The following is a 24,225-nucleotide window of genomic DNA, read 5'->3' as shown; positions in this document are numbered from 1 at the left end:
TATAACTTACTTAAGTTTATTATGTTAAATATTCATTTTAAAAAGTATAATTAATATTAATAAATTAGGAGGCTAACGTGATAAATAAAATCAAAGGTACAAGAGACTACTCACCAAAAGAAAAATCAATCTTAGAAATGATTAGAAAATCATTTATTTATACACTGCAAAATTATAATTACAACTTAATTGAAACACCTATTATTGAAATGGCTCAGTTATATAAAAGAAGTGTAGCTGGTAGCGATATTGTTAAAAAAGAAATGTACGAATTTAGTGATAAAGGGCAACGTGAAATTGCTTTAAGACCCGAAGGAACAGCTGGCTTCGTAAGAGCGTTAATTGAAAATAAATGATATGCAACCCTTAAGACAACTAAATTTGCATATTTTGGTCCAATGTTTAGATATGAACAACCACAAAAAGGGAGACAAAGACAATTTTATCAAGCAGGTGTAGAATTAATTTCTGCTGAAGCTAATCCATATCAAGATGCTGAATTAATTATTATGGCAGATTCATTACTTAAAATGTTAGGAATCAAAACAAGATTATTAATTAATTCAATTGGAGATCAAGAAAGCAGAGAAAACTACCAAAATGTGTTAAAACACTATTTTACAGGCTTTAAAGATCAACTTAATGATATAAGCAAAGAAAGATTAAATAATAACGTTTTAAGAATTCTTGATGATAAAGAAGAATCTCAAAAAGACTTTGTTAAAAAAGCTCCTAAGATTAACAAATATTTATCAGACAAAAGTCAAAAATATTTCACAGAACTATTAAGTATTTTAGATGATGCAGGCGTTAAATATCAAATTAACTATTCACTTGTTAGAGGGCTAGATTACTACGATGAAGTAGTTTATGAATTTGTTTCACAAAGCCCAAACGCTGGTTCACAATCAACTGTTATTGGTGGTGGTAGATATTCAAATTTAATCAAAGAGTTAGATGGTCCTGCTTTAAAAGCATCTGGTTGAGGCCTCGGGGCAGATAGACTGATTGAAATAATAAATGATGAATTAAGCGAAGAAAATGATGAAACTGACTGTGAAACAGTTGATATTGTATGTGGATGCACTACAGAATATAATAAAAATGACCTATTTAATATATGTAACGAATTAAGAAGCTATGGAGTAAAAGTTGATTTTATTTTTGACACAGTAAAAAGCAAAAAGTTATTTGACAGAGCAAAAAAATTAAATGCAAGTTTTGCAATCTTTACTGACGAATTCAGCGGTAAAAATAGCTTAATCGTCAAAAATCTAAAAAATAATGACAAAATAACTTTTAATATTTCAGAAGACGGCTTTGTTAATTTATTAGAATTTTTAGCACAAAATAATTTAGAAGCAATTGTGAATCTATCTCTAGAAGAAGATGATGAAGAATAATAAGGAATAATATGAACAGTAAATATATAAGAAATAATGAACTATCACTAAATGACCTAAATAAAGAAGTTACAATTCACGGATGAATCGCAAATAAACGTAGATTCGGCCCTTTTACCTTTATAGATTTAAGAGATAGATATGGTATTACTCAATGTGTCTTTGAAGAAGACGTCAATTTACCAAAAGAAAGTGTTCTTGAAGTATCTGGAACTGTAGTAGCTAGACAAACACCTAATAAAAATATTCCTACTGGAGACATTGAAATAAAAGTAAAAACATATACTGTTTTATCTCAATCAAATGTTGAAATTCCATTTGCAATCAGAGATGATATTGAAACAAAAGAAGAAATAAGACTTAAACACCGTTATTTAGATCTAAGAAGACCAATTATGCAACACAACTTGCAAATGAGACATGAGATTATTCATAATATTAGAGAATTCATGTACCAAAATGACTTTTTAGACATTGAAACACCGCTATTGGGAAAAAGCACTCCTGAAGGTGCCAGAGACTTCTTAGTTCCAACTAGAAATAAAGGTATGTTTTGAGCCCTACCGCAAAGCCCTCAATTATTTAAACAATTATTAATGATTTCAGGATTTGAAAGATATTATCAAATAGTAAGATGTTTTAGAGATGAAGACAGCAGAAAAGATAGAATGCCTGAATTTACTCAATTAGATATTGAAACATCATTCTTAAATGTAGAAGAATTTCAAACATTAATGGAACAATTAGTAAAACAAGTGATGAAACTTGTTAATTATGAAGTTAAGTTGCCATTTGAAAGAATTAAATTTGATGATGCAATTAGAGATTATGGTTCTGATAAACCTGACTTAAGATTCGGTTACAAAATTCAAGACATCAATGAATTCTGCAATGATACAGACTTTGACATTATTAAAAATGCAAAAAGTAAGAGATTGTTATTTGTAGATACAGAAATTAGCAAGGCTAACTTTAAAACTTTAGAAGAAATTGCCCTAAAAAATAAAGCTAATATTTTATTTTACTTTGTTCATCACAATGGTGAAATTACAAGTACAAACTTCGCTAAAAAAGTTCCAGATGCAGTAAAAGAATTAATTTCTCAAAACAATAATAAAAATGGTACATATTTTATAGTTGCCAATGAATATGAAAAAGCATCTCAAGCATTAGGAGCTATTAGAGTGGAATTAAATGATATGTTTAATTATGCTACCGAAAAATTCCACTTCGCATGAATAGTTGACTGACCAATGTTTGAATACAATGAAGAAGAAAATAAATGGGATGCTGCACACCACCCTTTTACCAGATTCGCCTGTTCAATAGAAGAATTAGACAAATTACCAATGAATGAAATTCGTGCAGTTGCTTATGACTTAGTTCTAAATGGATTCGAAATTGGTGGTGGTAGTGCAAGAATTTACACTAAAGAAATGCAAGAAAAAATGTTTAATCTTATTGGATTAACAAAAGAAGAACAAGAATCAAAATTCGGTTGATTCTTAAAAGCATTTGACTACGGAGTTCCTCCTCACTGTGGTATGGCTTTTGGCATTGATAGATTAATTATGATCTTAACTAATCAAAAATCACTTAGAGATGTTATAGCCTTTCCAAAAAATGCTAAAAACCAAGATATGTTAATGGATGCTCCAAGCGAAGTTACAGATCAACAACTTGAAGAATTAGGCTTACAATTATCAAAAAATAATAAATAAAAAATGACTGCTTAAATAGTTAAACCTTTAACTAGTAAGCAGTTTTTCTTTTACAAATTTAGAAATGTGAAAATTTGCATATTTTTCTCAATAAAAACGACATAAAAATATATTAATAAAATAAGAATTATAATTAAAGAGACACATTCAAATTGTGTCAAATTCATTAAGTTGTTTAAGGAGATAATAAAATGAATAAAATTAATGTTTACAGTGAAATAGGTAAGCTCAAAGAAGTCCTAGTTCACACTCCAGGAAATGAAATAAGGCGGATCTCACCATCACGCCTTGATGAATTGTTATTTTCTGCACTTTTGGAACCAAATTTTGCAGCAAAAGAACACACTGCATTCTGTGAAATACTTAAAGAAAATGGTATTAAAGCCATCCAATTAGTAGACTTAGTTTCTGATACATGAAGAATTGCATCAGAAAAAGCTAAAACAGAATTCATTGAAAGATGATTGGATGAATGTGAACCAAAATTAGATAGTAATTTAAGAGAAATAGTAAGAAAACACATCTACGCTATAGAAAAAAGATCAGTTAAAAGAATGGTTAAAACCATGATGGCTGGTATCGAACGAAGGGAATTGCCTGTTACAAGTAAAGAAGTAGCTAGAGAATTGGTTGTAGACCCAATGCCTAACTTATACTTTACACGTGACCCATTTGCTTCAGTTGGTAATGGTATTTCATTGCACCACATGAAGTATGTAACAAGACAAAGAGAAACAATCTTTGCCGAATTTGTTTTTGGTAACCACCCAGATTATATAGATACACCTCGTTGATTTGACCGTTCAGATGACGGTAGAATCGAAGGTGGAGATGTTTTCATTTACGGTTCTAAGACTTTAGTAATCGGAGTTAGCGAAAGAACTAACAAAGAAGCTATTAAAGTAATGGCTAAAAAAATTCAAGCAAACAAAGAAGCTACATTTGAAAAAATTTACGCAATCAATGTACCTCCAATGCCAAACTTGATGCACTTAGATACTTGATTAACAATGTTAGATAAGAATAAATTCTTATACTCACCTAACATGTTAGCAGTATTACAAGTTTGAGAAATTGATCTTAAAGATCCAGAATTAACATGACATGAATTATCAGGTTCTCTTGAAGAAATCTTACACAAGATTATCGGTAGAAAACCAATTCTTATTCCTATCGCTGGACACGGTGCTCAACAAATCGATATTGACATCGAAACACACTTTGACGGTACTAACTACTTAGCAATCGCCCCAGGTGTTGTAGTAGGTTACAACAGAAACGTTTTAACCGAAAGAGCCCTTAAAAAAGCAGGAATCAAAGTATTATCATTTGAAGGAAACCAACTTTCACTAGGTATGGGTTCTGCAAGATGTATGTCAATGCCATTAATTAGAGAAAATCTTAAATAATATTCAATTACTTGTAAATAATAATTAGCAAAACAATTTAACTATTGTTTTGGAAAGGAAAATATGCCAATGAACTTGAAAGGTAGAAGTTTAGACTCAGCTTTAAACCTCACCACAGACGAAGTTAATTATCTTTTAGATCTTTCAGCAGATCTTAAAAGATCAAAAGCTCAAGGATTACACACAAACAACAGACCTCTTGTTGGAAAAAACATTGTAATTATGTTCCAAAAAGACTCAACAAGAACACGTTGTTCGTTTGAAATCGCTGCTGCTGATTTAGGTGCTTCATGTACCTACATAGGACCAACCGGTTCAAACTTTGGTAAAAAAGAATCAGTAGAAGATACAGCTATGGTTCTTGGTCAACTTTATGACGGTATTGAATTCCGTGGTTTTAAACAAGAAGATGTTGATGCCTTAGTAAAATACTCAGGTGTTCCAGTTTGAAATGGTTTAACAGACGCTGAACACCCAACCCAAATGTTTGCTGACTACTTAACAATGAAAGAATTCTGTGGAGACTTAAAAGGTAAAAAATTAGTATTCGCAGGTGACATTAAAAACAATGTTGCTCGTTCATTAATGATTGGTGCAGCCTTCTTTGGTGTAAATATCGTTCTTTGTGGACCAAAAGCTCAATGAGATATTGTTCAAAATGGTCCAGAACACAAACCAGTTTACGAAAAATGTCTTGAATTATTTGAACGTAATGGTGGATCAGTTTCATTCTCAGACAACAAAATTGAAGCTGCTAAAGATGCAGATGCAATTTACACAGACGTTTGAGTATCATTAGGTGAAGACTTCTCATTATTCGAACCTAGAATTCAAGAATTAGGTGCTTTCCAAGTTGATATGGATATGATTAAAGCTGCTAAAAAAGATGTGATCTTTTTACACTGTTTACCAGCCTTCCACGATGATCACACAATCTTCTCAGCTGAAATCAAAGAAAAATTCGGTGACAAATACCCAGTTGTTAAAACAGGTGCTATGGAAGTTACCGACGAAGTGTTTAAATCAAAACACAACAAATCAATTCAACAAGCTGGAAACCGTATGCACACAATTAAAGCTATTATTTTAGCTACAATCGGATACTAATTAGCTTATAAAACAGTTATTTTCGCAAAATTAGTAATAGATAGGAGTTAAATTAATGTCAAAAATTGTTATCGCATTAGGCGGAAACGCTTTAGGAAATAACCCTGAAGAACAAAAACAATTAGTAAAACTACCTGCAGCTAAAGTTGCAGAATTAGTTAAAGGAGGTCACCAAGTTTTAGTAGGGCACGGAAATGGTCCTCAAGTTGGTATGATCTTTAATGCGTTTGCTGATGCTAAAAAAGTAAACGAAAAAACTCCATTAGTTCCATTTGCTGAAGCTGGTGGAATGTCGCAAGGATACATTGGATACCACATGTTAACTGCGATTACAAATGAATTAAGAAGTTTGCAACTTGAAAAAGATGCCGTTTACTTCTTAACCCAAACAATTGTTGATCCAAACGATAAAGCTTTTAAAAACCCAACAAAACCTGTTGGTCCATTCTACTCAACTAGAGAAGATGCTGAAAAAGCTAATCCAAACTCAACAATCGTTGAAGATGCAGGTAGAGGATATAGAAAAGTTGTTCCTTCACCTTTACCATTAGACTTTATTGGTATGAATACCATTAAAAAGACATTTGATAATGACAATATTGTTATCGTTGGTGGAGGTGGTGGTATACCTACTATCGATGTAAATGGTCAATATCAAGGTGTCGACGGTGTTATCGACAAAGATTTCGCACTAAGTAAACTTGCTACAAAAGTTAATGCAGATATGTTTATTATTCTTACAGCAGTTGATAATGTTTGTGTAAATTACAACAAACCAAATCAAAAATCATTAACAGAAGTTACTGTTAAAGAATTAGAACAATACATCGCCGAAGAACAATTTGCTCCAGGAAGTATGCTTCCTAAAGTAAAAGCTGCCATTAGCTTCGTACAAGAAAACCCTAAAGGTGTAGCTATTATAGCTAGCTTAGAAAAAGTAGCTCAAGCTATTGAAGGAACAAGCGGAACAAAAATTATCTTAGGATAATAAATAACACTTAAAATCGCAAGATTTATCATTTAAGGAAATTATAAAAATGGGAGAAAACGTAACTCAAACAAAAGAAAAGAAGATTTCCTTCATTTCTGCTATGTTGATCGTTATTGGTGGATCTATTGGTGCAGGTATCTTCTTTAAATCAGGAAGCGTTTTATCAAACTCACACAGTAGTTTAGTACTTGCTATCTTCTGTTGATTAATTGCTTCTTGTGCAGTTATTGCTATGGCTCTTGCATTGGTTGAAATTTCATCTGTTAAAAATGACAACCTTTCATTAATGAGCTGAACAAAAGTCTTTAATAGCAAACGTATTTATCGTGCTTCTAAAGACTTTATGACATACATTTACTTACCTTTAACATACTTCTTTATGCCTTTATATGTAATTCTTTCTCTACAAGACGGATTTACAGCACTTTTAGGCAAAGATGCTGTGTTTAACACAAAAGCTGACTGAACAATCTGATTAGTTATATCACTTGTTATGTCAATTTACTTCTTAACAATTCCAGCTTACTGATCAAAAGTGGGTGACATCCAAAACATTGTTGTTTTAGCTGTTAAATTCATTCCATTAGTATTTATTGCTGTAATGGGATTTGTTCTAGCTATCGCTGGAAAAGGTGGTACAAGTGAAGTACACGCCTTAGTACAAAACACTGATCCTGCTCACATCTTGATTAAACAAGGTGAAGGAATGCAAAAATTCGGTGGCATTGGTGCTGGTCTAGGTGTATTCTTAGCTGTATCAGCAATCTTCTTTGCATACGATGGATTCTATGTTGCTGCTGGTATCCAATCAGAAATGAAAGAACCTAAGAAAACTCCTGCAGCTATTTTCTTAGGATTAGCAATCACAACATTAATCTATGTAATCATTGCTATCTCAATGTCAATTAACGGTGGTTCATTCTTCAGTATGAAGGACTACATGGCTAATATGATGGGAGCAAAAGCTGCTTCAATATTATTTGGTATCGTTAACATCTGTATTGCTATTGGTGTTCTTGGTATCATTAACGGTTTCTCAATGTGAGCTCCTCGTTTCGTAGAAGACTTACTTGCAACTGGTGACTTACCATTATGAGAAAAATTCCAAGGTAAATTAAATGCTAACAAACCTAAAGTTGGTATTATATACTCACTTGTATTAACGATTCCAGTAGTTGTAGTATTCACAATCATTGGTGCATTAGCATACTTACCAACCAACCCAGATTATGCATACTATGTAAATGCAGAGATCGACGTTAAAAACTCAATGCAAAGATTGTACTCATTTGCAGACTTAATGGCTAACTGAACCGCATTGTTCACATTCGGATTTATTGCTATAGCTATCTATGGTGGTATTAAGAATAGAACAACAAACAAAGTTCTAGTAACTGACAAGAAGAAATACTTCTTACCAATGGCTTGAATTTCTGTAATTATTGTATTTGCAGCTCTATTCGTAACTGCTATACTTCCAATCTTTGACTTAATCTTAGTATTTGGTTTTGATAAAGAATTTGTAGCTCAAAATATTTACAACACAAAAGTAGCTGATGCTTCAAAAGAATTAGCTTCTGGTACATCATTAGAAGCAGCTAAACTTACTGAACTTAAAGCTTCAGCAGATGCGGCTGCTCAATCACAATTTATCGACTTAGTAGTTGGTAGATCAATGCTTGTTGTAGTATTAGTTGTATTTATCTTATTATCATTCTTGCCTGCTTCAATTGAAGACGTATACCATGCTAAAAAATATGGTTCAGTTGAAAAATATGAAGCATACGTAGAATCAAAACTAAAAGCACACTGTGATGTTGCTTGTGCAACAGCTTAATAAAACTTTATTATAAAGTTTTACACCAGTTAAAGCTGGTGTTTTTTTATATAAAAAAACTTGCTTAATTAAGCAAGTATTCATTTATAAGATTATTTTTTAGATGCATCAACTACAGCTACCGAAATTACTCTATCGTGTAATTTATAAGCAGATGAATGTACCTTTAAAATAGTGTTATTTGGCTTTGTATCATCTTCAATTAATTCATTAATCTTTTGATATGAAGGATCAAATTGTTCGCCAACTACTGGCATAACTTCATTTAATCCATACTTTTTAAGTAATTCATCGAATTGTCAAGCAATCATCTTATTACCTTTAGCAAACGCTTTTAGTTTATCATCATTTGAATTATCCGCATCTTCTTGAGCTTTATTCGCACTTAGCTTAAAAAATTTATAATATGAAATAAAGTCTTCGAAAAACTTTTGCAAGGCGAACTTTTCAATTTCTTGCTTCATTTCTTTAGGTACTACAACAGCTTTAGGAGCTTGTTCTCTTAATTTAATTTCTTCTTTAAGTTTATCTATCATCACATTAAGCTCTTTAATCATAAAATCTTTATCACTTAATTTAGATGTTAAATCAGATATAAATTGTTGCAGTTCACTAATTTTATTTTTAGCTTCTTCATCAGCTTTATTTTTTTCTTCTTTAGCTTTAAAACAGTCAATTTCGTTTTGTAATCTATTTATCTCATTCTCTAAATCAACTATTTTTTTCTCAGTATATTTTTTAAGCACAACTTTAAGGCTAATATTCTTAAGTTTTAAAAATGCTTTTTTAAATTCTTTAGGTAATTGAATGCTAAAATCATACAAATCTTTTATTTCTAAACCTTGCATTAATTGAGCAACATTCATATACGAATCGTCTTGTCCAATTACTAAAGTTATATCATTTTTTGATAACTTCTTAATAACTACATTTTTTGTATTATAGACTTCAATGTCTACAGTAATTTGATCACCAGGATTTAAGATATTATTTTTTATTAATTCCATACTTACTCCTTAATATTTTTGTCATTTTTAACTAATTCTTCAAATAATTCAAGTGCACTAATACCTTTAGCATAATTCATTCTATTAGTACCAACTAATGAAATTTCTTTAAATTTAGCATTTTCAATTTTACGTGTTATAAAAGTGCTATGATCATTGCAAATTGCAATTTTAATATTTTCATCTTCACTTAAATCAGCCTCAATAGATTCCCAAATTGACTTATTTTCAATGGTATCAAGAATTTTTAATAAATCTGTTCTAGCTATTTCATCAGCTAAAATAATGTTATCTTTACCGTAAACATTATTTTTATTTTCAAAGTGAAATTCAAAAATTTGGTTTGCAATATTTTCTAATACAGATTCATAGTTTTTAATAGATTCAGCTAAAATAGGCCTTAAAGCTTGGGCTGCTTCGCATAATTTTACTAAAGGAACATTGATAAGTCTTTCTTTAAAAATTCTCATTGCAATTCTTAAATCGTTCATAGATACAATATCAGGGTCAATTGTAATTAATTTAGTAATAGCTTCTCCATACGAGTTAACTATAACTACAGTACCTTGATAATCGTTAATAGGTACAAGTTGAAGCATAACTAAGGTTGCATTTTCATTGCTTTCAGTTGTTACTAATGTAACACCAATAGTTTCAGCCAATAAATTTGCAACTTCTTTAACAGTTTGATCAATTGAAACTCTTCTTTTTGCAAAAAGATCTTTCATTTTATTTTTCAATGAACTAATATCATCTTTTGTTAAATAGTGAGCATAGTAGTTATATCCTTTTGTTGAAGGAACTCTACCGCTTGAAGTGTGTCTTTTTTCCAAAAACCCCTTTAATTCAAGTTTATTCATTAAACTTCTGATTTTTGCACTTGAAAATTTAATGTTATATTTTTCAATTAATAATTGAGAACTTACAGGGTATCCTGTTTCAATATAAGATTCTACAGTACACTTTAATATAAGTTTTTCATCACTATCGTGAATTTCGTTAAAATCTAAATTATCCATATATTAATTATATCCTAATTTTGTCAATCTTATGCTTAGAGTGCTAAATTTTATAATTTACTAAAATAACTGTTTTAAAGGTTAATTATAAAAATAAATTAACCATAGTATATTATTTTAAATCTTAGAGTGCTAAAATAAAAAACCCGCTTTTTAAAGCGAGTTAGTAATTCAATTATTATTTTTTGTTTGAATTCATTTTTGCAAGTCTTTGGTTAAATTTATCAACCATACCAGTAGCTTTTGTTTTTGCTTTGTCACCAGTATAAACTACGTGGCAACCTGAACAAACGTCAACAGAAATAGATTTTTTAGTAGAACCGAATTGGAAGTGTTTTCCACATGTTGAGCATGTAGCTTCAATTTGGAAGTATTGTGGGTGAATATCTTTTTTCATATTTTATCCTTTACTTTCCTGATTATTTTGAGTAGAACTCAATTACGAAGTTTTCTTTCACTTCTTGGTTTAATTCACTTCTGTCTGGTAATCTATCAAATGTAACTTTAGATTCTTTAACTGTTAATCAAGCAGCTGCTGTTCTTGTTTCTAATGATTGTTTGATTTGAACGTTGTTTCTTGATTTTTCTTTTAATTCAATAACATCGCCAACTGAAATAATCATTGATGGAATGTTAGCTTTGTGACCATTTAATGTAAAGTGGCCGTGGCTAACTAATTGACGTGCTTGTCTTCTTGTTGAAGCAAAACCAGCACGGTAAACTAAGTTATCTAAACGACTTTCTAATAATTGAAGTAAGTTTGTACCTGCAACACCCTTCATTTTTGAAGCACGAACGAAGAACTTGTGCATTTGTTTTTCGTTTAAGCCGTAAATGTATCTAATTTTTTGTTTTTCATATAAGTGTTGACCATAGTCAGATAATTTAACACGTTTGTTACCGTGTTGACCTGGTGCATAAGTACGTTTTTTCCCTTTTGCAAATTCTTTGCCGTTTTCAAGAATTGAAATTCCATAACGACGTGATTTTTTGAAAACAGGACCTAAGTATCTCATAATTTCCTCTTTCTGCATAAAACATAAAGAGATTATTCTCTATATATTTAATAACGTTTTAATGATTTCAACATTCAGCTTGTCTACTATCAAATCCACTTGAAATGTTATGTTCATATATATGAATAACTGCTGTTAAATGCTTTTATATTTTAACAAATATATAATTATTTTCAAACTATTTAATTTATTAAATATTCGGTTATTAAATTGATGTTAATAAGCTTGTAATCTTAGCTAATATTATTAATAATATAATGGCATACTTAATTTTAAAAGTATAATAAATATAGTCTAAAAATATGGAGGAAATATGGCTACTTTAAAAGAAGAATACCTTAAAAAAGCTGATGGTCTTAGCTTAACAAATGAAATAAATCAAGATCAAAAAGATTTAATTAAAACTATCATCAATAAATTTGATGATAATGACAAAAACTTACAAAATGTTTACCAATTTTTAATAAAAAGAGTTAAATTAGGTTTTACTTTTGATATTGCACCTTCAGTTGATTCATCACAAGTTGCACTCTTAGTAAAAAATGAACAATTATCGTTTAAAAATAATTTTAACGATAACCAAAATAACCTAATTATTGGTGAAAATTACGATGCTTTAAAGAATTTAATTAGTATTGAGAGAGAGAGAGAAGATCGAGAATCTAACTACGACATAATTTATATTGACCCTCCATATAATACCGAAGCTTCTAGAGCTGACGGTAACAACTTAAGCGAAAAAGATGACGTATCTAACGATAAATTCATCTACCGTGATAAATTCAGCCGTACAGGTTGATTGAATATGCTTAACGAAAGATTAATTATGGCTCGCCAACTTTTAAAAGAAGATGGTGTAATTTTCGTATCAATTGATGATAACGAACAAGCCTATTTAAAAGTATTAATGGACGAAATTTTCGGGGAAGAGAATTTTATAAGTTGTATAACGTGACAAAAGAAAAACGAAGGTTCTGCTAGTGATTCATCATATATTAAGAATATTACGGAATATATTTTAGTTTATGCTAAAAATTTAGATGAATTCAAGCCAAATCATTATTTTATTAATGTTAATAAAGAAACATATAAGTATTCTGATGAATATATAAACGAAAGAGGAAAATATCTTTTAAAACAGCTCGATGGAGCATCAATAACATGGTCCCATGGAATGGATTATATTATTGAACATAACGGTAATCAATATTTTGCGGGTGGTTCAAAAGATGAATGAGTAAAACGTCATAATGGTTTACACGCATTTAAGGATTGGTGTTGGAGATGAAGTTCTGAGAAGGTAAAATGAGGCTTAGATAATGGTTATATAGTTTTCAAAAATGGTAAGGTTTATTCTAAACAATACCAATTTGTAGACAATGAAGGTAATAAAATAGATAGAACTTCTAAATTTTCAAATTTAATATTAGATATACACAATACACTAGGTACTAAAGAAATAAGAAATATATTCAACCGAAAATCATTCGATCACCCCAAACCATCAATTTTACTTTTGCATCTAATCAACCTTCACCCTAACCCTAATGCCCGTGTTCTTGATTTCTACGCAGGATCGGGAACAACTGGACATGCTGTTTTAGAACTTAATAAAGAAGACGGCGGAAGTAGAACTTTTACCTTAGTTACAAACAATGAAAATAATATTGGTACTAATGTATGTTATGAAAGACTTTATAGAATTAATAACGGAAAAGGAACCAAAGAGGAACAAGACTTTGATTGAATAAAGAAAAACGAACCTTACGAAGCAAACCTAAATGTTTTTGAACTAAAATACTTCAACACTGCATTATTTAATAATGAAATTGATATCGAAAAAATCAAAAGCACCTATATTAAAGAATTAAACGATTTTGGCATTAATACTTCTAATCTAAAAACAATTGATATCTTAAATGATTTAACCGCCTTAAAACCTATAGAAAAAACTGAGGATAAATTTAATGAAACTAAGTAATTCACAAGCAAAAGCAGTTAATGAATTAGTATCTAAATTTAATCCAACACATAAAAGTATTATTGATTTTCAAGCTCCTACAGGTTCTGGTAAAACTTTTATGATCGTTAACGTGATTGATAAATTAATATCAAAATATCCTGATGAAAAATTAACTTTTGTTATTGCTACATTATCATCAGCCAATTTACCACAGCAAATGTAGATAACTTAAACGAATATAAAAACTATTTAGATAATCGTTTTATAACAATAGAGAGAAAAGAATCTCCATCATCAAAAGGTTCTAAAATTAAAGATGCACATTATCAAATCTTAGCTAAAGAAAATAATATTTTAATTTTAGGTACTCAATCATTTGGTAAAGATAGAATATTCACTGAAGAAGGCACTTTAAATGCCTTTATTAATCAAATTAAGTCAGAAAATTATAAATTAATTTACATTAGAGATGAAGCACACTATGGAGGTGAAGCCAAAAAAGAAAATGATGGATTTATTGATTTTGATCCTGATAAAAATATTAATGAACAACTAAATGTATCAAAAAAAGAAAATCAAAAGTTTGAATTACAAATGCAAGAAGCAGCTCATTTTATTATTAAAATGACTGCGACACCTAAAGGCAAAAACGAACTAGTTTTATTAGATGAAAAAGATCTTGAAGATGACAACATTCAACTCTTAAAGAAATATTCAAAATATAATGAATATCTTGATGATATTAAATTTGAAGATATTTCTAATGAAATGATTTTAGAAACGGCATGTAAAAAATTCAAAGAAATTAAGGCAAAATATGCTAATTATGAAAAGGAACCATATTTACAAAATATCAATCCTGCAATGCTTATTCAAGTAAGAGATAAATACGAGAATAGTAAAGAAGAATTTGAAAAAGAAATAGAAAATATTAAAAAAATACTTGATAAGTACAGTTTAACTTGAGTTCAATATTTTGGTTCAGATGATGTAGAGTCGTCTGTTAGACTACAAAACAAATCATTAAGAGCTATATCTCACAATAATTCAGATATTGACGTAATTATTTTTAAAATTGGTCCTGCTACTGGTTGAAATATTCCTAGAGCCTGTATGCTAGTTCAACTTAGAAATGTTTCTTCAGACAGTTTAAATACACAAACATTAGGCAGAATTAAAAGAAATCCTAACCCAGATGCTGACTATTCAATGAGTTCTATTGAATTAAACTATTATTACTATTCAAATATAGAAGAATCTAAACGTAAAAGAGTAACATTAGTTTTAAAAGAAGAATTTAGAAACGAAAAATTTAAAGTAGGTTCAATTGATAAACTTGAAATTAAAAAGAAAATAAATAGCCCTAACTACTTAAATAATTTATTAGCAATTTTAGATGTTAATGAATTTAATTCTGAGTTCAAAAAATATCATAATCAATTTACTGAATTTGAGTTTATAATAGCCAAAGAAGAAAAATTTGGCGATAAAAAACTTATTGTTAATAAAATTACTAATAATATAGATTTAGAAAAATATAAAGAAAAGTTTTTTATTGAAAATAAAAAGTATTTTACAAAAGAGATCATAAACACTATGGAAGATTGATTTTATCAAAATAGACAAATAGGCGAATTCAATGATAAATTTTCAATAAATTTATTCTGATTTATTATCTCAATAGTTAAAATTCAACAGATAAAAAACCTATTTTATGAAGTTATTAACGACACAAATTCATCAAACAAAATCTTTAAAATATCTGAAAAAGTCTTACCTATCAATAATGATTTTTTAATTGGAGATAGTACTATAGATATAAATATTTCTAATAAAAAATATGCTTATATGAATATTCAAACTAAAAAAGATGAAATAAATATTAATTATTTTGACTCAAAAGCTGAATCAAAATTTTTAGAACTTTTAAAGGAATACATATTAACCAATAATGATGACTACAAAATCAAAATTTGGTCTAAAAATCCTGTTTTTCACGGTTTATTTTTAGAATATATAAATGATGATAATGATATTGCAAAGTCCTACCCAGATTTTCTAATTAAAATATCATTTAATAATAATTTAAAATCCGAACATATTTTTTATATTGAAATAAAAGACATTAATGATAAAAGCGTTAAAGTTAAAGACATTATAAAAGGATATGAAAAATACTTTAAAAATTATAGCAATAGCTTGTTTAATGATATTAACAATGAAAATCTAACTTTAATTTTGGCTAAAGTAGATAGTAATAAACCAAATAGTATAATCTTTCAAGGTTCTAGTTCAAATCAAGCTATTCAAAAGTTATTAAACGAAAATGAAGATGAAATTAATCATATTAGCTTCCTAGATAAGCTAATTAAAGCACTAAAAAATTAACAATATTCCGCAATTAATCAAATAAAATAAATGAAGTTCATAATAGAACTTCATTTTAAATTTGCCTTACTAATCGTCATATTCTTTATTTACGATTTTTATAGCAATGTTTCTAGGAACAACTTTTTCTAACTCCCTAAGTGAAGCATTATAAATATTTGAATATGTTTTAAAATGATCTAATAATTTTTTTTCCATTACTTTGCCTAAGCCTTTAATTTTAAGTAGTTCTCCTTCTAGAGAAGCAATTTTATGTTTATTTCTTAAATGTGACTTTGCAAATCTATCTACTTCAATTTGTATTTCAGCCATAAAATTATGCAATTCTTGTTCATCGAAATAAACTTCTTCTTCATTTAAATCAATGAGAGCTTTTGTTTTATGAAAATCATTTTTAACTAGTCCAACAACAGGTGTATTTAAACCTAAATAGTTTAAAGTTTTTTTGACTTCTTTAACTTGTTGCAAGCCTCCGTCAACAATTATTAAGTCATAATTTTTGCTATTTTTATCACTTTCAAAAAATCTTGTTACAGATTGTTTCATATATTCAACATCAGTGTGTCTTGAAGTTGAATTATCAAGGTTAAATTTTCTATATTTACTTTTGTTTTTTAAACCGTTTGTATATGTTATAGCAACACCAACAGGAACAGAATTATTTAAGTTTGAATTATCAAAAATCACAATGTTTTTTAATGACGCTAATGGGATATATTTTTGTAATAAAGTAAGCATATTTAATGCTTTCATATTCTTATTATTTTGATTCAAGTGTTCACGATTGTAAAAATCATTTAAGTTAATTTCTGCTAACTCCAGAATTTTTTTGTTTGGACCTATTTTAGGGGTTAAAAAATTAAATTGACTGCCTATATTTAATGAATTAAATCAATCAACATCAGAAACAATTAAACTACTTGGCATAATATGATTCTCATAGTAATGATCAAGAAAATATCTCATACTTTCTTTTTCATCAACATTAATTGGAAAAACTATATTTTCCTTATTCAATAGAATTCCATAACGATAAAATAAGATAGTCACAAAAATCACTTCTTCAGCTGTTTTATAGCTTAATACATCAATATTTTCATCGTTTTTAAGTTCTATAATTTGACTTTCTTTAAATTTGTTTAAATATTGAATAGTGTCTCTTAAATCTAATGCCACTTCAAATTGATTATTTTCCGCAGCTGAAAGCATATTATGCTTTAAATTATCTAAATATTTATTATTTTTAAAGCTTAATAAATCCTTAACTTTATTAAATTGTTCTTTTCAAAATAAAGGATCTTTATTTTCTATTTTTAAACCATTTTCAAACAAAACTTCTCTTTGCAATCATTTAAGTAAAATTGATCCGCCATAACCGGAAGGGAATGGTCCATAGTAATAAGTTTTATCATTGGAATTATTTGAAACTCTTCTACCTAGTGTAATACTTAAAGAGCTTTTTAATAATTGTACTTTTAAATATGGATATCTTCTATCATCTAAAAGCAAAATATTATACTCAGGATTATATTTTTCAATTAATCTTCGTTCTAAAAGTAAAGCTTCTTTATCTGTAGTTGTAAGAAATATTTCAAAATCATTAATTAAATTAACAAGCTTATTAGTTTTATATGAATTTATAGAACCTTCAAAATATTGGTTCATTCTATTTCTTAGATTTTTTGCTTTACCAACGTATAAAACAGTATCTTTAGTATCTTTTCAAAGATACACACCTGGGTTTTTAGGAATATCTTTTAATGCTTCAATAAGTTGATTTCTATCCATTTATTCGCATACCTCAACAATTCAATCAACTAAAATTTCTTCAGGATAAAAATTGTGACCTAAATACTTAATTTTATTATTTTGGATAACACAAAAAGTCGGAACTTCTAAAAGTTGGTATTCAGTTCCTGGCTGCATATATAAACCTGATTCAATTGCGTTAACTTCATAAAATAGAATATCCTGTCTATCTTTGTATTTATTTTCTACAGAATACATAATTCTTTTCATTATTTTACATATTTGATTATTCTCAACAGTAAAAAAAACGAAAAACACATCCTTACTATTTTCAGAATGTTTTATAAATCTTTCAACATCTTTTCAAGGGAGTAATTTCATAGTTTACTTTCTGCCGCTCAAAATTGGACTTATTCAATCGTTATTTTCAGATTCATCAGTTTTAGCGTCATTTTCGGAAATTATTATTGTACTAGTATCAAATGTAAAATCAAAATTTTGTTGTTTTGGTTTGGTTTGTTCTTGTGATTTTTCGATTGTTGTTAATGTAGATAACTCATTGCTCATGAGTTCATCATTATTTTTGTCGTCTGCAATATCTAAAGAAATTTCTGTTGTATCAACTATAAAAGATGGCTCATTGCTATTATTGTCCTTTAGTTCAACATCAACGGTATCCACATCAAACGCAACTTCATTGGTAATTATTCCGTTTTGGATACCCGTATTTAAGGTTTGTGGAGCAGATAAAATAGAAGAATCATCTGACACAACAATTTCATTTGTATCTATAGAAAAAGCAAATTCTTCAGTTGTATTGATAGAATTAATGCCTTCTTCCTCATCAAAATCAAATTTATTATCATCTATTGAAATAGGAAAATTATCTTTAATTACTTGAGCTGAATTTAAAACAGAAATTTTATTATTTTGCTGTAAAACAGCTTTGCTCGCTAAAACAATATCAAAGTTCTCTTGATTATTTTCTTCAAACATTTTCACTTCTTGAGTTTCAAAATCTTTGAGCGTAATTTCTCTAGAGGGTTCAAAAGTTATATATTCCTTATTTGAATTTTTTGTTTTCGTTAATAATGAATCGGGATTTGCAGCCGCAATTATTAAGTCTGGATCAGAATCGTATTTTATTGTGTTATTTTCAAGTATGAAATTGATGTCTTCATCTGTTTTAAGGGTGTTTTGAGATTTTTTTGTATTAAAGAATTTAGCTAATGATACGTTTTTAATTAGTAACTCTGCATTTTTATCTATTTGCTTAAGCAAATATGAAAATTTAACTTTATAAGTGTCTATATCTAAAATATATGCACATTTTTTATAAAAAGTAAATAGTAATTTAACCTGCTCTGTATAGTAAAAAATAAAGTTTCTTTTTTGTAAATATCTTTCAATATGAGCCATAGTATATTTTTTAGGCAGTAAGTTTTTAAAGTATTCTTTTGGATTTAAAGTTACCAAAAACATCCACGAAAAAGCTATTATCATTAATGAAATCACTCAAGCTAAATAAGGCGAAAAACTTATTACATAAAGAAGATTTAAAATAGAATCAAGATAAATACCAACGTTTAAATATGCGTGTGGCAAGATGTTTTCGTTAGCTATTCTTCCATCAACAGTAAATGACTTATATCAACCATCTACATAAATATATTTAATCTGATTTGTACTTATAAAGGTAGTATGCATATCAATTCTCATAAACATCAAAACAGAATGATAAATAATTGCAATAGCTAATAAGTTTAGTCATATAAACGATATTAGAGCTTTTCTAAAGGTCCAATAATCAACTCTTAAATAAGTGAAAAATCATTTTAAATAATGTTTTTTAAATCAGGGGCTAGCTCACCTAATAAACAATGTTAAATAAGAACCAATTAAAACTAAAATCATTAAGTCGCCAAAAACCAGGCCAAAACTATATAAATAAATTTCTCTCAATAAATCACTTTTAGCAAGATTGCCATATTGAAGCATAATAAAAAATACGCTTGTAAAAATTAAAACAATGAACTTGATAATTTCAGCTGGCACAGACATTTTTACGTCCGCAACAACTTCATTATCTTTCTTTAATTCAACATTTTTAATATTTAGATTTTTATCGATTTTATGGCCGGATAACTTCATATAAAAATTATATTTTAAATTTAATATATATAAATGAAAATGCCACTCAAGTTATTTTTTGAGTAGCATCGCTATTTCTTCTTTATATATAGGTTTATCATCAACATATGGGGTTTCTAAAATAATTGGAATATTATCAAAATCTTTATCAAAAACAAATTTTTGCAAGCATTCTAAACCGATAAAACCTATATCAATGTTTTCGTGTCTATCCTTATGGCTTGAAAGATTGTTTTTTGAATCATTTAAGTGAATAACTTTAATATGTTTTAAAAGGTCGTAATCTTTTAGTTGTTTTTTAAAAGCTTCATAATTTTTAATATCATAACCAGCATCTCAGATATGACAAGTATCTAAACATACTTGAAATCTTTCGTTGTCTATTTTATCTATAAAATACCTTATTTGGTCAAAATTAACACCTACTTCAGTACCCTTTCCTGCCATTGTTTCAACACAAATTACTACATCTTTAGTTTTGCTTAAAATTTCTTTAACTGAGCTAACAAACGTATCTAAACTTTCTTGTAAATCAAAAGTAGTATAAGAACCAGGATGTAATACTAAAAATTTAGCTCCTATATAGTTCATTCTATTTATTTCTTGAATTAAAAAATCAATTGAGAACTTATTTTTTGAAATGCTTGTAGGGTTAACAATGTAAGGGGCGTGAACTACAATATCTTCAGGTTTTATTTTATCTTTAAAATTAGCTAAATATTTATCTAATTGATATTTATCAGTTTCAACTCTTTTAACGTTTTGAGGAGCACCTAAATATATCATCATACAATTAGCACCATTATTTAAAGATTCAGAAGCTGAACCGTATAAATAATCAGGAGATTTAAAAGGAACGTGGCTACCTAATTTAATCATTTATAACCTTCTTTTTAGTAGTAAAAAATTTGAATAGACCTGCAGACCTACATTTTGGAGCAATTTCATCGGCAACATTTTTCAATGACTTTGAAGCATTTTTCATTGCCACTAATTTATTAACATAACCTTTTGCACCTGTATCAGCATCTGAATCACCAATATGAGTAGAATTACCAGGATCTAAATTTAACTCTTTCATATATAAAGATTCTGCAATTCCCTTGTTTATAGACTTATCGGTAATTTCAATAATGTAATTTTTACTTGCTAAATATGCATTAACTCTTTTTTCAAAAAGTAATTTAAACTTATTTAAAACTTTAGAAGATTTCATATTATTTTTAAGTACAAATGCAATTTTTAAGACTGTTTTATGGTTATTTATGTCAAAATTTTTTGCATAATCAATGATTCTTCATTTTTTTCTAAATAATAATTTATTAAATCATTTCCCGAATCTACTTTGAACATATACCGATTCACTTTTATGGTCAAATACTACAAAATTAATTTTATTTGTGATACAGTATGATACAATTTCTTTAACAAGTTCTGCTTTCATTTCAAAACAATTTGCGAGCTTATTTTTGATATAAATTTCTGCGCCTGAAGTACAAATTACATCATTAAGGTTAAAAATATGTAATGTTTTTTTCAATCTAGCATCATGATAACTTCTTCCTGTTGAAAAAATTACATTCGCAAAATTCTTAAGCATCATAATAGCACTGATATTTCTTTTAGACATTCTAGAATTATATTGTCTGTCAAAAAGTGTTCCATCTAAATCGATGAAATATGTAGGTTTATTACTATTCATAGTAATAGAATTATAAAATAAAGCGATAAATATTAATTTATTTGTATTATTTATATATGGAGGAATATGACAGGTAAAAAAATTATGGCCATTTTTGGCTCACCAAATAAAGATTCATTAAGTACGAAAGCAAATGTTTTTGTTGTAAATGAATTAAGTAAAAAATATCCGAATTCACAAATTTCTTTATTAGACTTAAATGATTCAATTTTTACTAAAACACTTATGAATGCGAATAATATGCCAAATTATTTCAATGAAATTGAATCTGATTTATGGATAAATAAGCTTAAAGAAATTGATATTTTAGTAATCTCAAGTCCAATGATTAATTTTAATTATTCAATTTTAATTAAAAACTTCATTGATTCAATTTGTGTAGCTAATAAAACTTTCTCGTACAAATATTCTAAAAAAGGGGCTTCTGTTGGCTTGTTAGATAATTTGAACGTAATTATAATTGGAACACAAGGCGCTCCATTAGGTTGATATCCTTTTGGGAATCACATCGAACAATTAAAAGGTACATTTAACTTTTTAGGAGCTCAAAAAATTGAAACTTTATTAATAGATGGAACTAAAGTTGAGCCGAGAAGTAAACTAACACAAGATGAAATCATAAATGAAGTAAGTGAACAACTAAAATGTTTAATTAAAACCTTTTAATGTGGAAAAAACTGAAAAATACAACATATATTATTAATATTTAATTATTGTTAATTTAATATATATAATTTAAACGTATCAAAAATTGAAAGGATATCATGAAATTTAAAAAATTATTTTTAGGCTCAGTAGGGGGGGCTCTAACATTAGCACCTATTGCACTTGCTGTTAGTTGTGGTCAAACATGAGCTAAGAAACAATACTCAATTACAGTTGTTGAAGGTTCTAAGCAACAAGGTGAAGTAAAACAAGGTTCAGGATTCAATTATGGTCCATATGATGCATCAAATCTTAAATTATCATTAACATCATTAAATAAAGCATTTAAAGATGCAGACTTTAACACAAAACAAGGTAAACAACTATTCTACTCAGGAATGGATAAAAAATTATATGGTAAATCATCTAAATTACCTTGAGAAGGCATTCACTTTGGCGACTTAAATCTTTCTGACGAAAATTGACAACTAGTAACAGAAGGTACACCATTATATACATCAAAATCATCAGGTAAAACAAACTTTAGTGGTTATATTGATGTTTTAGAATTTAAACCAGGTAATACAATTACACTTAAATTTAGATTAGGTAACTTCAGAGGCAAAACAGTTACTGAAGATGCTTACACAATGACATTTTCATTAAAATAATATAATTAATTAACAGCCTTAAAAAGGCTGTTTTATTGTGCTTTTAGTAAAAATTTTAAATTACTTTAAATATTATTTAATTATCATTAATCCTAAATATTAAAATTATTTTAATATATTCAAAATAGCAAAGCGAGCAAATACTTATTATATGATGAATTCTTAGATATAAACCCATATTGACTTAATCACTCTTTATATGCTAAAATCTATTTTTATGCTGATTATGTTTTAGATTATGATTTAAAAGAAGTTTTAGAAAATATGAAAGTAGAAATCTTGGAAACAATTACTCCTAATAAAATGTCAATTAAAACTCTTTTGGATAAAGAACAATATTACATAGAAAAACACTTATCCTATTTTAATGGCTTTAATGCCTTAAATCTTTTTGCTAATTATCATAAATATATTTATCCTGATTGAAATAAACAAACTTATTTATCATTTCAAAAAGATTACTTACAAGCAAAACGTTATTTTGAAAAGCTTTCTAAAAAACATAGTTGATTTATAACTTTAAATTACAAGAGATTTAATCAACTTGATTGAGATTTACTTTTAGCAAATAAGTTAATAGCTCAAAATAAATATGAAAAAACATCCTAATTAGGATGTTTTATTTTGTTCTAAAATCTTCATATAATCACTAATAATAATAGGAGAAATACTTTCAGCAATATTGAAACCAACAGGGATATTGTATTGATCTACTTGGCATTGATAGTTTTGGTTATCAGTTATTCCACTAGTAATAATATATTTTAATTCATCATAAGCAAGTGTGTTTGTTTTCTTACTTAAAGAAGCTAAATCATAATTATCTTTATTAAGGTTTAAATCTTTACTAATAGATAAAGTATTTGTTATCTGATCATTAAGTTCGTATTTAGTATTCATTAAGCCTTGTCCTGAGTTTCCTTTATTAATATAACCTTTAAAGATTTTAACGATTTTTCCATCTTTTAAATTTTTAATTCAATATTTAGTATCAGTTCAAAGATTTGAAGCAGTTAAATAAGGTGTATTAGTGTTAAAATCATAAACATTAAATCATTCATTTTGATCATAATTTAAACCTAATACATTAATCATTTTGCCATCATATCTTCAAGGCTCTAATCTATTATCATCCCATCCTTTAAAAAACATTAAACCTGAGTTAATATGGAAATTAGGGACATTTTCAACATTATTAGTTGTGATATTGAAATTATTTAAACCAACATAAGGTTCATAATCTTCAAATGGGTATTTGTTATAGCGATTATGAATGTCATAACCTAATTCTTTGTTTATATTATACATTCTTGATATTACCTTAGTTTGATAATTTTGCATATTTTCTTTAATATAAAATGCAAAAGTGAGGTTCCGCCTAAAACGATAAATAATAAAAATCTATTTTAATAATAGACTATTGTTTAGAAAGCAATAGAAAAGATT

Annotated in this window: 22 protein-coding genes; 12 read left to right on the top strand and 10 right to left on the bottom strand. The window is 27.9% G+C overall.

Annotated elements, in window-relative coordinates; all coding sequences use genetic code 4:
- The first annotated feature begins 77 nt into the window (after nucleotides 1-77).
- The 6 genes from hisS (at nucleotide 78) to T390_RS0101695 (ending at nucleotide 8,468) form a co-directional block, all read left to right on the top strand.
- Entirely contained in the window at nucleotides 78-1,403 is a 1,326-nt protein-coding gene (gene hisS / locus T390_RS0101720; protein ID WP_027334798.1) for a histidine--tRNA ligase, read from the top strand.
- Between the two features lie 11 nt (nucleotides 1,404-1,414).
- Entirely contained in the window at nucleotides 1,415-3,124 is a 1,710-nt protein-coding gene (gene aspS / locus T390_RS0101715) for an aspartate--tRNA ligase (RefSeq protein ID WP_027334797.1), read from the top strand.
- Between the two features lie 191 nt (nucleotides 3,125-3,315).
- The gene (locus T390_RS0101710) at nucleotides 3,316-4,533 is read left to right on the top strand and encodes an arginine deiminase family protein (RefSeq protein ID WP_027334796.1); all 1,218 of its coding nucleotides are present in this window, start codon (nucleotides 3,316-3,318) and stop codon (nucleotides 4,531-4,533) included.
- 63 nt (nucleotides 4,534-4,596) lie between these two features.
- Nucleotides 4,597-5,640, top strand: coding sequence for an ornithine carbamoyltransferase (argF, locus tag T390_RS0101705; RefSeq protein ID WP_027334795.1), 1,044 nt, complete (start codon nucleotides 4,597-4,599; stop codon nucleotides 5,638-5,640).
- A gap of 55 nt (nucleotides 5,641-5,695) precedes the next feature.
- Nucleotides 5,696-6,628: a carbamate kinase gene (gene arcC, locus T390_RS0101700; protein ID WP_027334794.1), complete on the top strand. Its 933-nt coding sequence runs from the start codon at nucleotides 5,696-5,698 to the stop codon at nucleotides 6,626-6,628.
- Between the two features lie 49 nt (nucleotides 6,629-6,677).
- Nucleotides 6,678-8,468 (top strand): APC family permease, encoded by a 1,791-nt coding sequence (locus T390_RS0101695; RefSeq protein ID WP_027334793.1) that lies wholly within the window; start codon nucleotides 6,678-6,680, stop codon nucleotides 8,466-8,468.
- Between the two features lie 92 nt (nucleotides 8,469-8,560).
- Here T390_RS0101695 and grpE read toward each other — a convergent pair whose 3' ends face one another.
- From grpE to rpsD, 4 genes are all read right to left on the bottom strand, one after another.
- Nucleotides 8,561-9,475 (bottom strand): nucleotide exchange factor GrpE, encoded by a 915-nt coding sequence (gene grpE, locus T390_RS03995; RefSeq protein ID WP_051590849.1) that lies wholly within the window; start codon nucleotides 9,473-9,475, stop codon nucleotides 8,561-8,563.
- 2 nt (nucleotides 9,476-9,477) lie between these two features.
- On the bottom strand, nucleotides 9,478-10,494 hold the full coding sequence (gene hrcA, locus T390_RS0101685; RefSeq protein WP_036436045.1) for a heat-inducible transcriptional repressor HrcA: 1,017 nt from the start codon (nucleotides 10,492-10,494) through the stop codon (nucleotides 9,478-9,480).
- Between the two features lie 178 nt (nucleotides 10,495-10,672).
- The gene (rpmE, locus tag T390_RS0101680) at nucleotides 10,673-10,891 is read right to left on the bottom strand and encodes a 50S ribosomal protein L31 (protein ID WP_027334791.1); all 219 of its coding nucleotides are present in this window, start codon (nucleotides 10,889-10,891) and stop codon (nucleotides 10,673-10,675) included.
- Nucleotides 10,892-10,913: 22 nt separating this feature from the next.
- On the bottom strand, nucleotides 10,914-11,510 hold the full coding sequence (gene rpsD / locus T390_RS0101675; RefSeq protein WP_084260948.1) for a 30S ribosomal protein S4: 597 nt from the start codon (nucleotides 11,508-11,510) through the stop codon (nucleotides 10,914-10,916).
- A gap of 313 nt (nucleotides 11,511-11,823) precedes the next feature.
- Here rpsD and T390_RS0101670 point away from each other — a divergent pair, with 313 nt between their 5' ends.
- The 3 genes from T390_RS0101670 (at nucleotide 11,824) to T390_RS03760 (ending at nucleotide 15,861) form a co-directional block, all read left to right on the top strand.
- Nucleotides 11,824-13,491, top strand: a complete 1,668-nt coding sequence (locus T390_RS0101670; RefSeq protein WP_027334789.1) for a site-specific DNA-methyltransferase — start codon at nucleotides 11,824-11,826, stop codon at nucleotides 13,489-13,491.
- Complete coding sequence (locus T390_RS04220) at nucleotides 13,478-13,696, top strand: DEAD/DEAH box helicase family protein (protein WP_235732220.1); 219 nt, start codon at nucleotides 13,478-13,480, stop codon at nucleotides 13,694-13,696. Before T390_RS0101670 ends, T390_RS04220 begins: the two co-directional genes overlap by 14 nt.
- Nucleotides 13,697-14,067: 371 nt before the next feature.
- Entirely contained in the window at nucleotides 14,068-15,861 is a 1,794-nt protein-coding gene (locus T390_RS03760) for a DEAD/DEAH box helicase (RefSeq protein WP_235732219.1), read from the top strand.
- A gap of 69 nt (nucleotides 15,862-15,930) precedes the next feature.
- Here the strand turns inward: T390_RS03760 and T390_RS0101660 are convergent, their stop codons facing one another.
- From T390_RS0101660 to T390_RS0101640, 5 genes are read right to left on the bottom strand one after another with little or no spacing between them, the layout of a single operon-like run.
- Nucleotides 15,931-17,649, bottom strand: coding sequence for a GIY-YIG nuclease family protein (locus T390_RS0101660; protein ID WP_027334788.1), 1,719 nt, complete (start codon nucleotides 17,647-17,649; stop codon nucleotides 15,931-15,933).
- Nucleotides 17,650-17,991, bottom strand: a complete 342-nt coding sequence (locus T390_RS0101655; RefSeq protein ID WP_027334787.1) for a YbbN family protein — start codon at nucleotides 17,989-17,991, stop codon at nucleotides 17,650-17,652.
- Nucleotides 17,992-17,994: 3 nt separating this feature from the next.
- Nucleotides 17,995-19,761, bottom strand: a complete 1,767-nt coding sequence (locus T390_RS0101650; RefSeq protein WP_027334786.1) for a hypothetical protein — start codon at nucleotides 19,759-19,761, stop codon at nucleotides 17,995-17,997.
- A gap of 51 nt (nucleotides 19,762-19,812) precedes the next feature.
- Nucleotides 19,813-20,640, bottom strand: coding sequence for a deoxyribonuclease IV (locus tag T390_RS0101645; RefSeq protein WP_027334785.1), 828 nt, complete (start codon nucleotides 20,638-20,640; stop codon nucleotides 19,813-19,815).
- Nucleotides 20,633-21,463 carry an HAD hydrolase family protein gene (locus T390_RS0101640; RefSeq protein WP_027334784.1) on the bottom strand — a complete coding sequence of 277 codons (831 nt, stop codon included), beginning with the start codon at nucleotides 21,461-21,463 and terminating at the stop codon, nucleotides 20,633-20,635. The genes T390_RS0101645 and T390_RS0101640 overlap by 8 nt, the downstream gene beginning before the upstream one ends.
- 66 nt (nucleotides 21,464-21,529) lie before the next feature.
- Here T390_RS0101640 and T390_RS0101635 point away from each other — a divergent pair, with 66 nt between their 5' ends.
- The 3 genes from T390_RS0101635 (at nucleotide 21,530) to T390_RS0101625 (ending at nucleotide 23,388) form a co-directional block, all read left to right on the top strand.
- The gene (locus T390_RS0101635; RefSeq protein WP_027334783.1) at nucleotides 21,530-22,129 is read left to right on the top strand and encodes an FMN-dependent NADH-azoreductase; all 600 of its coding nucleotides are present in this window, start codon (nucleotides 21,530-21,532) and stop codon (nucleotides 22,127-22,129) included.
- Between the two features lie 98 nt (nucleotides 22,130-22,227).
- On the top strand, nucleotides 22,228-22,779 hold the full coding sequence (locus T390_RS0101630) for a variable surface lipoprotein (protein WP_027334782.1): 552 nt from the start codon (nucleotides 22,228-22,230) through the stop codon (nucleotides 22,777-22,779).
- Nucleotides 22,780-23,043: 264 nt separating this feature from the next.
- On the top strand, nucleotides 23,044-23,388 hold the full coding sequence (locus T390_RS0101625; protein ID WP_027334781.1) for a hypothetical protein: 345 nt from the start codon (nucleotides 23,044-23,046) through the stop codon (nucleotides 23,386-23,388).
- Here T390_RS0101625 and T390_RS0101620 read toward each other — a convergent pair whose 3' ends face one another.
- A complete protein-coding gene (locus tag T390_RS0101620; RefSeq protein WP_027334780.1) occupies nucleotides 23,389-24,120 on the bottom strand; it encodes a hypothetical protein in 732 nt (243 codons plus the stop codon). It lies immediately after the preceding gene.
- Between the last annotated feature and the right edge of the window lie 105 nt (nucleotides 24,121-24,225).

The sequence above is a fragment of the Mycoplasmopsis felifaucium ATCC 43428 genome (assembly GCF_000687775.1).
Classification (GTDB): Bacteria; Bacillota_I; Bacilli_A; order Mycoplasmatales; family Metamycoplasmataceae; genus Mycoplasmopsis; species Mycoplasmopsis felifaucium.
This window is presented reverse-complemented; position numbering and strand designations above follow the sequence as displayed.